We start from the raw sequence: 15,116 nt of genomic DNA on the forward strand, positions 1-15,116 counted from the left end.
TTTTTCCTATATGAATCAGACATTTGCAATAAAAAAAGACTGCCATATTTCGGCAGTCTTAATCGATAAATTCAAATTGATATTCAAGAATTTTTACAATATCTCCGTCTACTGCACCACGTGCACGAAGGGCTTCATCAATACCCATTCCACGCATTTGACGAGCAAATCGGCGTACAGATTCATCACGTGAGAAGTCTGTCATTTTGAATGTTTTCTCAATATCATAACCAGAAATAACAAATGTGCCATCACTTTCGCGTGTAATTTCAAAATTAGATTCAGATTCAAATTTGTACATTACACTTGCTTCAGATTCTTCCACATCATCATACATTGGGAATTCTGGTGTTGTTTCTAATAAGTTCGCTACTTCAAATAGTAAGTCACGAACACCTTGTTTCGTTACAGCTGAGACTGGGAAGATTTTTACTTCGTCTCCCAATTTTTCTTTAAATGCTTGTAAGTTTTCTTCTGCACCTGGCATATCCATTTTGTTTGCAACAACAACTTGCGGACGCTCAGTTAAACGCATATTGTATTCTTTTAGCTCACTATTAATTGTTACATAATCTTCATATGGCTCACGGCCTTCTAAACCAGACATATCGATAACGTGCACGATTACACGTGTACGCTCAATATGACGTAAGAATTGGTGTCCAAGTCCGACGCCGGCATGTGCGCCTTCAATTAGTCCAGGAAGGTCAGCCATAACGAAGCTGCGGTTATCACCAGTTTCAACAACACCAAGATTTGGAACAATTGTTGTAAAGTGATACTCTGCAATTTTCGGACGCGCTGATGATACAACAGATAATAATGTAGATTTACCTACACTTGGGAATCCAACAAGTCCAACATCTGCTAGCACTTTAAGTTCTAGCGTGACATCACGTTCTTGACCTGGTTCCCCGTTCTCAGCGATTTCTGGCGCTGGGTTCGTCGGTGTTGCGAAACGTGAGTTACCACGGCCACCGCGGCCACCTTTTGCGATTACAGCTGTTTGTTCATGCGTTACTAAATCGGCAAGAATTTCACCTGTTTTTTCATCTTTTACTATTGTTCCCGGTGGAACCTTTACGATTAAATCTTCAGATTTACGACCGTGCTGACCTTTACTCATTCCGTGCTGACCACGATCAGCTTTGAAATGACGTTGGTAGCGGAAGTCCATTAATGTACGTAAGCCTTCCTCAACAACAAAAACAACATCTGCACCTTTACCACCGTCGCCACCTGCTGGGCCACCTTTAGGTACATACTTCTCACGACGATACGCAACCATTCCGTTACCACCGTCGCCGCCTTTTACATATATCTTGACCTGATCTACAAACATTATTTCACCACACTTTTTTCAATTGGTTGTAATATAACTGAGACTTCTTCGTCTCGTACTGTATAAGAAATGGAATACCATTTATTGTTTTGGTTCGCAAGCCAATTCTGTAGTTCTTCTACACTCGTTAGCTTACCACGAAAATCAAAAAAGAAACGAGCATTCTCCGCGTCACATTCAATTGTGATACAAACATAATTTTCAACATATACGTCTAAACTATGCTGAAGTATTGAGAAAAATTGATTCGTCCATATACATACAGTCTCATCTAAGTGAGATAAGTTATGTAACTTTCCTAATACTTCGTACTCCAATAAGCACGGCTGCTGTTTCCAATTATATGTTAAAATCCACTCTGAAAATAAAGGCATTGATAGCCCTATCAGATTGGATTCTTGTCTCGCTTCTTGGACAAAACGATCGATGAGACTATGAATCTCTTCCACTTTTCCAAGGGAAAGGTTTCCTTTCACCATCTGCATACGATTGAGCCAATCATGTCTTGAATGACGCAATGCATCTATAATTGTCCATTTTTCATTCATTTAGATACCCCTTAATATAGAAAAACTCTAACCTGCACTCAGGTTAGAGTTTTCCGTGAGTTCTTATGCTTCTTGAGCAACAGGATATACGCTCACTTGTTTGCGGTCACGGCCAAGACGCTCAAAGCGTACTACGCCGTCAACTTTCGCGTATAAAGTGTCATCGCCACCACGACCAACGTTAACACCTGGATAAATTTTTGTACCGCGTTGACGGTAAAGAATTGAACCACCTGAAACCGTTTGACCATCTGCGCGTTTAGCACCAAGACGTTTTGACTGAGAGTCACGACCGTTCTTTGTACTACCTACACCTTTCTTAGATGCGAAAAACTGAAGATCTAATCTTAACATACGTTACACCTCCTGCACTTTTTCTATTAAACGGATATACTTTCCGTAATCAAGTTCGATCGTCTTAAGCGAAACAACCAATCCTTCTAAAAGTATCTGTGCTTTTTCTGCTGTATGAACGTCTAAATCATTAGGCAATTCATACGTTAAGAATCCGCCATCACTTCCGAGTTCAATAGTTGCCTGCACATTACAAAGTTCTTCCACTGCATTTATAGAACCAAACACAACCGCTGTAGTTCCAGCACAGACAAGATCTTGTCCATGTGGCGCATAATTGGCATGTCCAGTCATCTTAAATGATTGGATACTTCCTAATTTCGTGCGACTTATCGTAATTTTAATCATGTTAACCTGAATTAAGCGTTGATAGCTTCAACAACTAGCTTAGTGTAAGGTTGACGATGACCTTGTTTCTTACGATTGTTCTTTTTCGCTTTGTATTTGAAAACGATGATTTTCTTAGCGCGACCTTGTTTTTCAACTTTCGCAGTAACTGTTGCACCTTCTACAACTGGGCTACCAACTTTAACGTTTTCGCCACCAACGAAAAGAACTTTGTCAAAAGTAACAGTTTCACCAGCTTCAACATCTAATTTTTCAATGTAGATTGCTTGACCAGCTTCAACTTTAATTTGTTTTCCACCTGTTTCGATAATTGCGTACATACTTGCACCTCCTCTTAATTACTAAGACTCGCCAAAAACGAGGTAGACATAAATGCCTTTAGGGAACCTGTCTTGTGCGGTTGTAGCATATAGCCGTTTAGGTGCTATAAACTATAACATAAAGATGTTATCATGAATCATAGACGGTTGTCAATAAATGTTCTACTAACTATTTTTTCCGTTCTACAATTTCTTTTTTACTTCCAAAACGGACAATTGCATACTTTTCGATCATATCATCTTTGAAATAAATTTCAAATGGAATATTTTTTTGTAATTCTTTTTGCAAAAATTGTTTTTGTAATTCTTTAGGTGCAGCGATTAATACTGCCTCATCCTCTATATCGCCATATGTAATTAGCTCTCTCTCTAACTCATACGCAATTGTCTCATATGACATCACATACCCCGTCGCTTTGCAAGGTACACATTCTTCTAGTAATACGTCGCGTAAAGAATGTTTTTTACGTTTACGTGTCATCTCTAAAATCCCTAACTCTGTGAATCCGAGTACCCTTGTATATGTGCGATCATTTTGTATAGCAGCCATGAGACATTCTCTTACCTTTTCTTTATCTTCTCTTCTTTTCATATTAATAAAATCAATTAATATCATACCGCCAATATCGCGCAGTCTTAATTGTCGTGCAATCTCTTCAGCTGCCGCCTCATTTGTACGAAGGACTGTGTCTTGTAAATTCTGTTTTCCAGTAAACTTGCCCGTATTCACGTCAATTACAGTCATCGTCTCCATTTGTTCCACAATTAAATACGCACCATTCGGGAGCCACACTATTTTTTGAAGTGCTTTCTCGATCTCACGCTCTATTCCAAAATGGTTAAACATTGAAGATTTTTCATTATAAAAAGATACTTTTTCTTTTCCGACTTTTTCTTCTAATTCTTTTACAATACTTCTTGTATCTACAACTACTTTTTCAATCGTTTCAATTGGATTCTCTTGAAATACACGATCTAAAAAGGTCGCCGGTCGATGAAGTAGTAACGGTGCCTTTCCTTGGCCCTCTTTTCTTTTTAACTCTTCATATAGCTGCTGTAATCTTTGCATTTCAGCCTGTATTTCTTCAATTTCTCCTTTTTCAGAAGCAGAACGGAAAATGTACCCACCTGTCCCTTCTACTTCAATTTGGAGTAATTGCTGCCTTCTTTTATTGTTTTTTATTTTCCGAGAAACGGCACGCATTTCATCATATGGCATATAAACGACATATTTCCCGGTAAATTCTATGTTCGCTGTCAATTTCGGCCCTTTCGTATCAATTGCCTCTTTCACAACTTGTACGAGTACTGCCTGCCCTTCATGTATACGATAAGAAGACGGCACATCATCGTATGAAAGATACGCATGTTTTTCTAAACCGATGTTTACAAATGCTGCGTTCATTCCAGCAATCGTTCTTACGACACGTCCAATATAAATATGCCCAACAATCTCTTGTTCTTCATTTCGTTTCCATAAAAACTCAACAATTTTTTTCTTCTCTTCAATTGCAACGCGTTTTTCCGATCCTGCGTAGTTCATATATAACGTTTTCAAAATTCTTTCCTCACTTTATAATCTTCTTTGCTTTTACAATAATAAAAGGTTAGTGCTATCGTCAACACTAACCGATTAATTCTTCAACAGATGAAGTTGTTCGTTTTTCAGTAAAATACGCATAAAGCAATTCATTTTCATCCAATGTATAATGTTCTTTATATTTTCCATGGACGATAATAGAGTGCTTATACCCTCTACGAAATTTTGTGAATATCTTATATAAATGATCTTCTGATTGCACTTCAATGGGTGCAATCTTTTCAATTCCTCTTTTGTTCCCATAATATCGTTCTAATAAAAAACGCATAAAGGCATAACGTCTTTGTTTCCATTCTTGATATAACGACACCGCTAAAAATAGGAGTAGTACCCACATCATAATATTATTACTATTCCAAAGTAACTGCCACACTAGTATTACACTAAAAAAAACACATGATAATTTCATCATCTTTTCATGTGCTTGTAAATAAGGAAAACGATATGATAATACGTTAAACAATACTTTCCCGCCATCAAGCGGCCAAATAGGAAGTAAATTAAATGCTAAAATAATTATATTATTCCATATAAAGAAATAATATAAATCCGCACCTAGCCAACCAGTTTCAAACAATATATAACCTACCGCCATCATCCAAATATGCTGAATAGGTCCTGCAATTACAACAACAAGTTCCTCTTTCAATGACTTATTCCCATGTTCCTCAAGCTCAGCCACACCACCAAATGGTAACAGTTGAATCTTTTTAATACGCCAATTGTAGTGTGCCGCCGCAAACGCATGCCCAAGTTCATGGATGAGAACGATACAAAATAACAGTAGTAACTCCTTAAAACGTGCCGTAAAAATACCAATGACTATAATAACCCAAAACAACGGATGCACTGAAATCTTCGTTAAAACTTCTCTATATTTAATCAAATGAAATCACCTGAATCGGGTCAATAAATTTTTCATTCTTTTTTATCGCGAAATAAAACTTACCATTTTTATTATTTGCATCATTATTCACCGTTCCAATTTTTTGTTTCTTTGAAACGTAATCATATAATTTCACTGACATGTCATTTAAATTCGCATACCATGATTCTGTTCCATCTGCATGCTGAATTTGAACTGTATTACCAAGTTCCTCTTTCTTGCCTGCAAAAACAACAAGCCCTTCATTCACTGACTCAACAGTTGCATTTGTAGCTGTTTGGACAAATACACCTTGGCCATTTTTTTGAAACCCTTGCATCACCTTTCCAGAAGCAGGAATTGCATAATCTTTTTGCTGAATCGTTCCTTCTTTTTTCTCAGTAGGCGAATAAAATACGAGCGGTTTTCCAAACTGCTTTTCGTACCATTTCGCTACAGTAGCAAACTGAAATTCTTCTTTCATCACTTTTTCTGTAACTGCTTTCGCACCGCCAAACGAAGAGGGTGCATTCTTATATAAAATAGCGACAGAAAGAACTAATATTGCTGATAACAAAACTTTGAAGAAAAATACTTCTTTTCGAAATAAAGGATGAATCTCCTTTTCTCCATCCTCAATAAATACTGTTTCACTATCAAAATTCCCTCCAGCAAAATACTGCTCTTCCTCCATCCTTTCTTGCTCTGCCTTCCTTTTCGCAATCCGTTTTTTAATTTCTTCTACACGTCTATTCTTCATACTGTCTCCTTTCTTTCGTTAAGCTAATTTAAATAGAAACAGTTGTATACAGTTTGTACATATGTATGAGCTAAGAAAGGAAGATATTCGTGCGAAGAAAAAAGAAAGCACTTCGCATATGTGCGAAGTGCTTTTAACGGATTCCAAAGAAGTTTTTCACCTTTGTAAATACCGATACCTTTTCTTGTCCAAATGCTTGCAATGGTACATTCTCACCCAACAAGCGTCTTGCAATATTACGATAAGCTAACGCTGCTTTTCCGCTCGGTTGCAACGCTACAGGTTCACCTGTATTTGTAGCACGAATAACTTCATCATCATCCTCGACAACACCAAGAAGCTCGATTGACAATGTACGTACGATTTCATCAACATCTAACATATCCTGCTCATGAAGCATATGACTACGCACACGATTAATAACAAGTTTTGGTGGTTCAATATCCTCTTTTTCTAAAAGCCCGATAATACGATCCGCATCGCGCATTGAGGATACTTCTGGCGTCGTAACAACGATTGCTTTATCCGCACCAGCTACCGCGTTTTTAAATCCCTGCTCAATCCCCGCAGGACAATCAATTAATATGTAATCATAATCTTGACGTAATACTTGTATTAATTCATCCATTTGTTCAGGTGTTACCGCTGATTTATCACTCGTTTGTGCTGCAGGTAATAAATAAAGATCATCAAAACGCTTATCTTTAATAAGAGCCTGAGGTAAACGGCAACGCCCTTCAACGACATCAACAAGATCAAATACAATACGATTTTCCAGCCCCATTACTACGTCTAAGTTTCGAAGACCGATATCTGTGTCAATTAAGCACACTTTCTTTCCAGATAACGCTAGGGCTGTACCAATGTTCGCAGACGTTGTAGTTTTACCTACTCCGCCTTTTCCAGATGTAATTACTATTGCCTCTCCCACAGCTATACAATTCCCCTTTCTAACTTTGTTAAATTAGGTCTAAGATGAGTGAGAAGTTGCAGTCGATCGACAACAATGTGATTGTTCTCATTAATATACGCACATTCTGCCGCCTCCGCTCCGTCTTCTTTCTCTTCCGGAGCCCGCATTGCCACATCACTAATTCGAAGTTGCATCGGGTTCATATCAGATGCAGCGATTACAGCATCCGAATCCCCATAATACCCAGCGTGTGCAATTCCTCTTAATGATCCTACGACAAAAATATTCCCTCCAGCGATAACCGTTCCGCCTGGATTAACATCTCCAATTAACAATAAATTTCCTTTTACATGTAAAACTTGTCCAGAGCGAACAATTTTGGAAATAGGGACAATTTCTGTTTCTTCTTTCCAAGCTATTGCTTCTGCTTTCGTTATAACATCACTTTCAATTGAATCCACAACAAGATTCTTTTTATTACGAATTAACGTACGAATCTCTTCTTGTTGGACTTCTGTTAAATAACGATTTCCCACTTTCACATGCACTTCAATTAAAGAGCGCCCATCACCTTCATAGTAATGAGTAGAAAGCTTTTCATCCAATTCCTTTAACAGTTCAGAGAATGAACAACAATCATCTAAATGAAGCGTTATTCCGTCTTTTGTCCCTTTTATTGTTACATTTTGTTGCTTTTTTTCTTCCACTAAAGTTCACCCCACCGATTCAATTCGACATAAAATTAGAAAATCCTTTTTTCTTTTTCTTCCATCGCTTTTGAAAGACGCACTAAATATCGTCTCAGTGGGAAACAAACTATCAATAAGAAAATTGCATTTAGCAATACAGTAGACAGGAGACGATCTGTGAAAAAGACATACGCTGACATATGAGTACGTCCTAACAAAGTTAAAAATCCATACACATAATACTCTAGTGCTACTATGCTAGCTAGTACGATAGAAGCAACAATAAATAAATTCAATTGTAGTACTTTCATCACACTATAAACTAAATAAGCTAAAATCGGATACGCAAAAATATATATACCGACAAGTTCTGTGTATACGGTATCAAATAAGAAACCAAATAATAGTCCGTAATAAATCCCTTGGACCGGACTATAGTACACAGTAATAAAACATAACGCAATTATAAAGAAATGAGGTGCTGCTATACTGTTTTTCCAAAAAACCTCTGTTGGAACAATAGTAGCAAACATATTTTCAAATAGAAAAACAAAAAGGAGCAAAAGAGGAAGAGCTGCTCTTTTTAGAATCTTCATCATCTCTTCTCCCCCTCCTATTCTAATGGCGCTGAAGGCGTTGCACGTTTAGCAACCATAATATGCTCTACGTCATTCAAATCAGCGGCCGGTTTTACATAAGCTGTTTTTGTTAAGCCGTATGGATCCGGCTGAACATCAACGATCGTTCCAATTACAAGACCTTTCGGGAAAATATCACCAAGTCCAGATGTTACAACTAGTTGATCTTTATCTACCTTAGCTTCAGAGCCGATCTTTGTGAAAAGAAGTAAGTGCTTTTCTTTGTCATAACCTTCAATTAATCCAAAGATTTTCTCATTACCTTGTACGATAGCAGAAACACGATTTGTTCGGCTCATAGAGCTTAGCAATTCTACTGATGATGTAAACTGAGATACACTTTTCACTCGTCCAACTAAACCTTGTGAAGTTACTACAGCCATATCTTTTTTAATTCCTTGCTGTGCCCCTTTATCAATTCCAACTAAATCGTACCATTTATCCGGGTTACGAGAAACGACAGTAGCTGGAATTTCAGTATAATCACTAGGCAACTCTTTTTTACCAGTTAACTCTTGTAACTTCTTTTTATCATCTTCTAATTGTTTTACTTGACTTGATAACTTTCCGTAATTATCTAATTTTGCTTTTAATTCTTTATTCTCTTCATACGTGCGCTTTACATCCTCTACATTTTCGAAGAATCCAGCTACGTATTTCGCTGGCTTTTGGAATACACGTTCTACAACACCGACAGTGTCTTTAACAAACTGCTCTGGCCATGTTAAACTGTTCCGTTCTTTCAATGAGATTCCAATCAATGCCACGAGAAGAATAATACTAACTAACAAAACAATTAATCTTTTGTTTAAGAAAAACTGTGGCACGTTCACACCCTCTTAATTTCATTGATTTTTATTTTGCAATATTATCGAGCAGCAGTTTTGAAAAGATCGATATTGTCTAATGCTTTACCCGTTCCAATCGCTACGCAATCTAATGGGTCTTCTGCAACAAGAACTGGCATATTTGTTTCTTCACTAATCACTTTATCTAAGTTACGTAGTAATGCTCCGCCACCTGTTAATACGATACCACGGTCCATAATATCTGCCGCTAATTCAGGTGGAGTTTTCTCTAACGTATTTTTAACAGATTCTACAATTGCATCTACTGTATCTTTTAATGCATCTGCAATTTCTTCTGGCTGAATTAGTACTGTTTTTGGTAAACCACTTACTAAATCACGACCGCGAATTTCCATAGGCTCAATACCTTCTGGCTCGCCTGCAGAACCGATTTCTAATTTTAATGCTTCAGCTGTTCTTTCACCAATCATTAAGTTGTAGCTTTTCTTAATGTACTGAATGATTGAATCGTCCATATCATCACCAGCAACACGAACTGATTGACTTGTTACAATACCACCTAAAGAAATGATTGCAACTTCTGTTGTACCACCACCGATATCAACAACCATGCTACCAGTTGGTTCCCAAACAGGTAAGTTTGCACCAATTGCTGCTGCAAATGGTTCTTCAATTGGATAAGCGTCACGAGCACCAGCTTGACGAGTCGCATCAATTACTGCACGTCTTTCTACAGCTGTAATACCAGATGGTACACATACCATTACGTAAGGCTTACGTGAGAAGAATCCATTTGATTTTTGAGCTTGTTGAATGTAATATTTCATCATTGTTGCTGTCGTTTCGTAATCAGCAATTACACCGTCTTTCATTGGGCGAAGTGCCACAACGTTTCCTGGTGTACGACCAATCATTTGTTTTGCATCGCTACCTACAGCAACGATTTGTTTCGTATCAGTTTGTAACGCTACTACTGAAGGTTCACGTAATACGACACCTTTTCCTTTTACATATACAAGCGTGTTCGCAGTTCCTAAATCTATTCCAAGATCGCGAGTAAAGCCACCAAATCCAAACATATTATTTATCTTCCTTTCTTGTTTTCACGGACTCATTTTTTCTTACTTTATATTATAAAAACAGTACGTTTTTTATATCTTTATCCTTCTTGTAGATAAATTTCTACAAAAAACTCATAAATCACATTATAAAACAAAATAAGTAAAAAGCATAGTCTTAAATATGACCTTTTTCCTTTAAACTCACGAATTTATGGTCACCTATTATAATATGGTCAAGCACATATCCCAACAAAAAAGAGCGAGTTATAGAACCCTATCATTTCTTTAAAGAATCCCTTCTAGAGGCAATCTGTATAGTGGATTCTTTTTACGCCCCTTTTGTAAGAATTGTGCTAAAATTAATGCAACGTACTCTTAAAATTAAATCATCCTTAGAATAGGGGCAAATTCTTTTAAAACATTTAACTATATAATAGGATGTGGTGAACATATGGATTTATGGTCTAATGGAGACACAATAAAATTCGTTAAAAGGGAAGTGCCCATATACCGAAAGAAAGGCAATGAATACATTTCAGATAGTCGATATATAATTGGCCTTTTGATAGAAGAAGAGATTGTAGTCCCTCACCCAGTCACAGACTTCCTTGATAAAAAGTACTATAATGAATCAGGTTCAATAAACAGCGAAAAAGCCGTTGCAGATACCTTGGTACAATTTCTTAACTATATACTCCATCAAAAGAGGAGCGGTCATTCAATATTTAAAGAAATTAGAGGTATTGCTGATTTACAATTATGCCATATGGAATCTTTTCTCGAGTATTGTGGAGAAAAAGGAAATCTAAGAGATACTGTTAAACGAAAAGAACATTACCTTCTACATTTTTATTACTTTTTTGGAATCCAAAAAAAAGTTTTAAAGAATACACCTCCAATAAATAAACCAAACCATTCCAACAGTTTAAGTCATAACAAATCATACAGAAAAACAAGTACCTTCAATGTAAATCTCTATTATAAGAAACCCAAACAACAAGACTATGACCTTGAAGTAATTAAGAAAAAAGATTTCCTAACCCAAAAGTGGACAACACCACAAGAAAAACAAGCCATACGTTTAAAAATAATAAGAGAATTTTTAATGATAGCGAAAATAGAGTTTCCTCATATAGCATTTGCAGTTTGCTTACAGATATTCGGTGGTTTACGTGCAGCCGAATGTATGAACCTTGATATAAATTCTGTATTATCTCAAAATAACTCACAATATGGGGAGAAAGGATTAATTTTAAATATTAGAGATAGACAACCAAATCTATTTCCTTTATATTCTCCTCAAAGTAACAACCAAGTGAAACGTCCACGGGATCAAGCTGTTTTACTAGATCCACTTGTTCCTTACTTATACAAAAAACATTTAGATTGGTTGAATAAAAAGCATCATTCAATGAAAAGGAAAAGTAATTTTAAAAGTAATTTAGCTTTATTTGTTAATAGCCGTGGGGAAGCAATGCAGACTCATACTTACCGAAATATATTCAATAATTTGAAACGTTTTTACTTAGGAATGTTAAAAAATACAAATGGGAGATATGAAGATTTTAAAGAGTTTCGTGAAACAAAATGGAGTACACACATCGGACGTGGTGCCTTTACTAACCTTTGCTTAGATGCTGGTTATAGTGCTGTACAAACTGCTATCTTAAGAGGAGATAGATCACCTCAAGCAATGTTAGACTACACCGATATTTTAACTGCAACAAGTAGCATTATACATGCAATTGATACTATATCTCCTAAATCTATTTATTCATCCTATGAATTTGAAGAAATCGAATTAAATAAAACATGGAAGGATGTCATGCACTTTGCTAATACAGATAACAGATACACAGGACTTACAGATTAAAGAAGCTTTAATTAGCAGTGAACAATTTGCAGAAAGAATTGGCTTAAACCCATCCGCACCTTTTTTTTCAAAATACCTGTATACACAAACACTAAGACATTTAGCCACTGCAAATATTCTAGATGTTTGGGAGACAAATGATACAAAACTTTTTCTGAATCAACATGAAGACTCTGCCTACCTAGCGAAACACATGTCTGGTAAACAAATAATGGATAACTGTAATATTTCTCCTCAAACATTAAGAAAACTATGTAAAACACATAATATTCCTCTACATAAATTCAACACAATATACAAAGATATTTTTATTCCACTAGAATTCATTGAAAAGTATATAACCGACGATAAATACATTACTGGATATGATTTATTAAGAATAAGCTCTATAGATAAAAAATCAAAAAAAAACTTTCCACGCCGGGCATTACTAAGTGTGATTAACAACATTCAAAAACACAATTTGAATAGCTTATTGGGTTACAAGGAACTTACAATACCTTTATATTTCAAAAATACACCTCAGCCTCAACACCATGTTTTTCTTCGTGAGAAAGTCATTAATTTTTTTGAGCAACATGTGAGTATCAACAAAGTATTAAATGAATTATCTATGAGGCGAAGCAACTTAGTCACCCTCTTGCCTAACATTAATATAGAAATATATACGCTTCATGGCAGTAGCCACGATGGCAAATTTATTTCAAAAAACGATTACCAATACTTACAGACATATAGAAAAGGAATTACCAGCGGAGGAAATGGCAGTTACGCTCAGCGCAATGACAAATATATTGAGTATAGGGAAAAGTATTATACAAAGAAGCAAGTAATGGATTACCTTTCACTCAGCGGTGATTACATAAATATTGTATTAGATAGCTATGACATTAAACCCGTAGAAATATTAGAATACAAATTCAATACAGATAAAATAAGTTTTATTTACTTCTTTTCAAAAGATGAAATCCATAACTTAATCGAAAAACAAACGCTTCTAAAACGTCAATATAAGCAAGAATATTACACAATCCAGGAGATTAAATTACTTATGGACAAAGATGGTTCTACTACAAATTTTTTGTATTCCTATATACCCAGAAACAATATTCAACCTACTGAATGTCCCTCTTTATTAATGGGTGTATTAAAAAGATACAATGGCAGTAAGAATTTATTTCGAAAAGAAGATGTTCACCAATATTTATTAGATCGTAAAAACTGCAAAAACCTAATTAGTATCGAAATGGACGACCCTTTTAAAGAGTTCATTTACAAAACAGAAACACTTTTACAAATTTCTTTTTCAAAAAAGTTAATACGAACTAAAGATCTGTGGCTTCAATATGTTCGAAAACAATTACACGCTACCAGAAGTTCAAATATTAGCATTTACATTAACCAACTCTCAAAAACAAGTTTCCATTTAACAGATTTATTAACTAAAGAAATCTATAGTTATTCTGCGTCATCCTTAAACAAATTATTTTTTGAAGAAAACTCAAACATACCTCGTACTTACCAGCGCATCCTATATCATTTTTGCCGAGAAGTTTATGCTTCTATTTATGAGGTTACACAAAAACCACCTTACACACTGGACAAACTTACTAATCCTAACCATTTTTTAAATCAACGTGATGTAGATTTATCTAGATATACCTATGAGGAGTACAAAGATTTATATCGATTTGTCAATGACTTATCAATACACAAACTTACTGCAATTCAAAATGTCGAATCTTTTCTTAAGGGAAACAAATACTGTAATTATGACAGTTATTGGTTATACATATTAATACAACTTACAAATAATTGGCGCCATGCAACAGTCATAACTCAAATTCCAGAAGTAGACTTATCGAATACTTCGATTACAGACCTAGATTGGTTAAAACAAAATAACCCTTCAATAGATGATGCTAACTCTATAATCTTCCAGGTAGGTCGTTATGTAAAAAAGATCCACAAAACTGGCGCATACAGCATTTTTCGGATTGCTGATCCTTTAAAAATCGCTTTTGCAACCGCCATAAGTATTTGTCAATTACGCGCAAATGCTTATCATATCGTTACTCCAAGTTCAAATCAAAAAAACACTGTACCTAAAGATGTAGGTGCTTTAATATGGCTTAAAACTCGTCATATAGTTCAACCAAGACATACAGCGCATAAAGTCTTTTTTAAACATTTCAAACATGAATTTAAATTTTCTAACCGAAAAATGAATCGTACGCTTACTACTTTGATTTGGTCAGTATTAAGATCTTTAAACGCCGCTAGGGTCTCAAGGTCTCACTTTAATGAAAATTCAACGATGCACTACATTAAATTAGATGAAAAGCAACTTACTCATTTAATAGAGCAAATCTTTGAAAGGAATTCCTTCGGCTATATAACTCAGCTATTAACCAACAAATTATTTGATGGATTAAATATTGAAAAAAATGTAGAAACACAAAAAATGCTAGAGTTAACAAAGAGGTTTGGTGATGTTCAAAAAATAGAGGTTTCTTCTGGTCTTATAGATCGTCTAGCAACTGAACAATGGGAAGTTATAGATTTAATAAACAGCTTAAAAAAAGAGGAAATTCAACATCTACTTTCTCAAGCAACGGCCAATACATTATATTCTAAACAAGAATATTACCAATGTGTCTTTTCCCGCTGTAAATATGACGATATAACCAGTAATAGAGACTGCACCTGTTGTCCATTTTCTATTGTTAATGTATATGCCTTATCAAATTTAATGGACACGTATCTAAAAGGAATTCATCATATAATTTCTCATTTTAATAGTGCTAAAGAAGGAGAAAAGAAAAAAATGGCCAATCATTTCTACTTACTCTGGCTACAAGTTCAATCAGCTAAACTACAGTTTGGTGATTTAATATATGATTTTGTTGAAGGTGGCAAAGAGAAATTCTCGCTCCTTTCTCAACAATTACCAAAGACTAAAGAATATTTGACAGACGGTGTCTATTAAATACAAT

The 15,116-nt window shown here is 35.5% G+C and carries 15 protein-coding genes, 1 pseudogene and 1 other annotated feature; of the genes and pseudogenes, 2 read left to right on the forward strand and 14 right to left on the reverse strand.

The window, feature by feature from the left end; translation table 11 throughout:
* Nucleotides 1-58 precede the first annotated feature (58 nt).
* From obgE to F8162_RS29445, 14 genes and pseudogenes are all read right to left on the reverse strand, one after another.
* On the reverse strand, nucleotides 59-1,342 hold the full coding sequence (obgE, locus tag F8162_RS12450) for a GTPase ObgE (RefSeq protein ID WP_000497118.1): 1,284 nt from the start codon (nucleotides 1,340-1,342) through the stop codon (nucleotides 59-61).
* On the reverse strand, nucleotides 1,342-1,890 hold the full coding sequence (locus F8162_RS12455; protein WP_001003578.1) for a sporulation initiation phosphotransferase B: 549 nt from the start codon (nucleotides 1,888-1,890) through the stop codon (nucleotides 1,342-1,344). Before F8162_RS12455 ends, obgE begins: the two co-directional genes overlap by 1 nt.
* A 63-nt stretch (nucleotides 1,891-1,953) precedes the next feature.
* Nucleotides 1,954-2,244: a 50S ribosomal protein L27 gene (gene rpmA, locus F8162_RS12460; protein ID WP_000944957.1), complete on the reverse strand. Its 291-nt coding sequence runs from the start codon at nucleotides 2,242-2,244 to the stop codon at nucleotides 1,954-1,956.
* A gap of 3 nt (nucleotides 2,245-2,247) precedes the next feature.
* On the reverse strand, nucleotides 2,248-2,592 hold the full coding sequence (locus F8162_RS12465) for a ribosomal-processing cysteine protease Prp (protein ID WP_002008596.1): 345 nt from the start codon (nucleotides 2,590-2,592) through the stop codon (nucleotides 2,248-2,250).
* 11 nt (nucleotides 2,593-2,603) lie between these two features.
* Entirely contained in the window at nucleotides 2,604-2,912 is a 309-nt protein-coding gene (gene rplU, locus F8162_RS12470) for a 50S ribosomal protein L21 (protein WP_000270907.1), read from the reverse strand.
* A 14-nt stretch (nucleotides 2,913-2,926) separates the two neighbouring features.
* Nucleotides 2,927-3,004, reverse strand: a sequence feature (ribosomal protein L21 leader region).
* A 77-nt stretch (nucleotides 3,005-3,081) separates the two neighbouring features.
* A complete protein-coding gene (locus F8162_RS12475) occupies nucleotides 3,082-4,470 on the reverse strand; it encodes an Rne/Rng family ribonuclease (protein ID WP_151633528.1) in 1,389 nt (462 codons plus the stop codon).
* A 67-nt stretch (nucleotides 4,471-4,537) separates the two neighbouring features.
* On the reverse strand, nucleotides 4,538-5,398 hold the full coding sequence (spoIVFB, locus tag F8162_RS12480) for a stage IV sporulation intramembrane metalloprotease SpoIVFB (RefSeq protein WP_151633526.1): 861 nt from the start codon (nucleotides 5,396-5,398) through the stop codon (nucleotides 4,538-4,540).
* Nucleotides 5,391-6,137 (reverse strand): stage IV sporulation protein SpoIVFA, encoded by a 747-nt coding sequence (spoIVFA, locus tag F8162_RS12485; RefSeq protein ID WP_151633524.1) that lies wholly within the window; start codon nucleotides 6,135-6,137, stop codon nucleotides 5,391-5,393. The genes spoIVFB and spoIVFA overlap by 8 nt, the downstream gene beginning before the upstream one ends.
* Nucleotides 6,138-6,270: 133 nt before the next feature.
* On the reverse strand, nucleotides 6,271-7,068 hold the full coding sequence (minD, locus tag F8162_RS12490) for a septum site-determining protein MinD (protein WP_064474693.1): 798 nt from the start codon (nucleotides 7,066-7,068) through the stop codon (nucleotides 6,271-6,273).
* A gap of 2 nt (nucleotides 7,069-7,070) precedes the next feature.
* Complete coding sequence (minC, locus tag F8162_RS12495; RefSeq protein ID WP_151633522.1) at nucleotides 7,071-7,757, reverse strand: septum site-determining protein MinC; 687 nt, start codon at nucleotides 7,755-7,757, stop codon at nucleotides 7,071-7,073.
* A gap of 35 nt (nucleotides 7,758-7,792) precedes the next feature.
* Complete coding sequence (mreD, locus tag F8162_RS12500; RefSeq protein ID WP_151633520.1) at nucleotides 7,793-8,338, reverse strand: rod shape-determining protein MreD; 546 nt, start codon at nucleotides 8,336-8,338, stop codon at nucleotides 7,793-7,795.
* A 14-nt stretch (nucleotides 8,339-8,352) separates the two neighbouring features.
* Nucleotides 8,353-9,204, reverse strand: a complete 852-nt coding sequence (gene mreC / locus F8162_RS12505) for a rod shape-determining protein MreC (RefSeq protein WP_151633518.1) — start codon at nucleotides 9,202-9,204, stop codon at nucleotides 8,353-8,355.
* Between the two features lie 41 nt (nucleotides 9,205-9,245).
* Nucleotides 9,246-10,265, reverse strand: coding sequence for a cell shape-determining protein MreB (mreB, locus tag F8162_RS12510; protein WP_000466737.1), 1,020 nt, complete (start codon nucleotides 10,263-10,265; stop codon nucleotides 9,246-9,248).
* Nucleotides 10,266-10,422: 157 nt separating this feature from the next.
* Nucleotides 10,423-10,488: pseudogene (locus F8162_RS29445) on the reverse strand (DNA repair protein RadC); the annotation flags it as partial.
* A gap of 210 nt (nucleotides 10,489-10,698) precedes the next feature.
* Here F8162_RS29445 and F8162_RS12515 point away from each other — a divergent pair.
* Together F8162_RS12515 and F8162_RS12520 are read left to right on the forward strand one after the other, a co-directional pair.
* The gene (locus F8162_RS12515) at nucleotides 10,699-12,120 is read left to right on the forward strand and encodes a hypothetical protein (RefSeq protein WP_151633516.1); all 1,422 of its coding nucleotides are present in this window, start codon (nucleotides 10,699-10,701) and stop codon (nucleotides 12,118-12,120) included.
* On the forward strand, nucleotides 12,080-15,109 hold the full coding sequence (locus F8162_RS12520) for a hypothetical protein (RefSeq protein ID WP_151633514.1): 3,030 nt from the start codon (nucleotides 12,080-12,082) through the stop codon (nucleotides 15,107-15,109). Before F8162_RS12515 ends, F8162_RS12520 begins: the two co-directional genes overlap by 41 nt.
* The last annotated feature ends 7 nt before the right edge of the window (nucleotides 15,110-15,116 follow it).

The sequence above is a fragment of the Bacillus sp. CH140a_4T genome (assembly GCF_008923725.1).
GTDB lineage: Bacteria > Bacillota > Bacilli > Bacillales > Bacillaceae_G > Bacillus_A.

Excerpts from the sequence above, each read along its gene's own strand:
- obgE (WP_000497118.1), bottom strand. The coding sequence starts at position 1,342 with ATGTTTGTAGATCAGGTCAAGATATATGTAAAAGGCGGCGACGGTGGT.
- F8162_RS12455 (WP_001003578.1), bottom strand. The coding sequence starts at position 1,890 with ATGAATGAAAAATGGACAATTATAGATGCATTGCGTCATTCAAGACAT.
- rpmA (WP_000944957.1), bottom strand. The coding sequence starts at position 2,244 with ATGTTAAGATTAGATCTTCAGTTTTTCGCATCTAAGAAAGGTGTAGGT.
- F8162_RS12465 (WP_002008596.1), bottom strand. The coding sequence starts at position 2,592 with ATGATTAAAATTACGATAAGTCGCACGAAATTAGGAAGTATCCAATCA.
- rplU (WP_000270907.1), bottom strand. The coding sequence starts at position 2,912 with ATGTACGCAATTATCGAAACAGGTGGAAAACAAATTAAAGTTGAAGCT.
- spoIVFA (WP_151633524.1), bottom strand. The coding sequence starts at position 6,137 with ATGAAGAATAGACGTGTAGAAGAAATTAAAAAACGGATTGCGAAAAGG.
- mreD (WP_151633520.1), bottom strand. The coding sequence starts at position 8,338 with ATGATGAAGATTCTAAAAAGAGCAGCTCTTCCTCTTTTGCTCCTTTTT.
- mreB (WP_000466737.1), bottom strand. The coding sequence starts at position 10,265 with ATGTTTGGATTTGGTGGCTTTACTCGCGATCTTGGAATAGATTTAGGA.
- F8162_RS12515 (WP_151633516.1), top strand. The coding sequence starts at position 10,699 with ATGGATTTATGGTCTAATGGAGACACAATAAAATTCGTTAAAAGGGAA.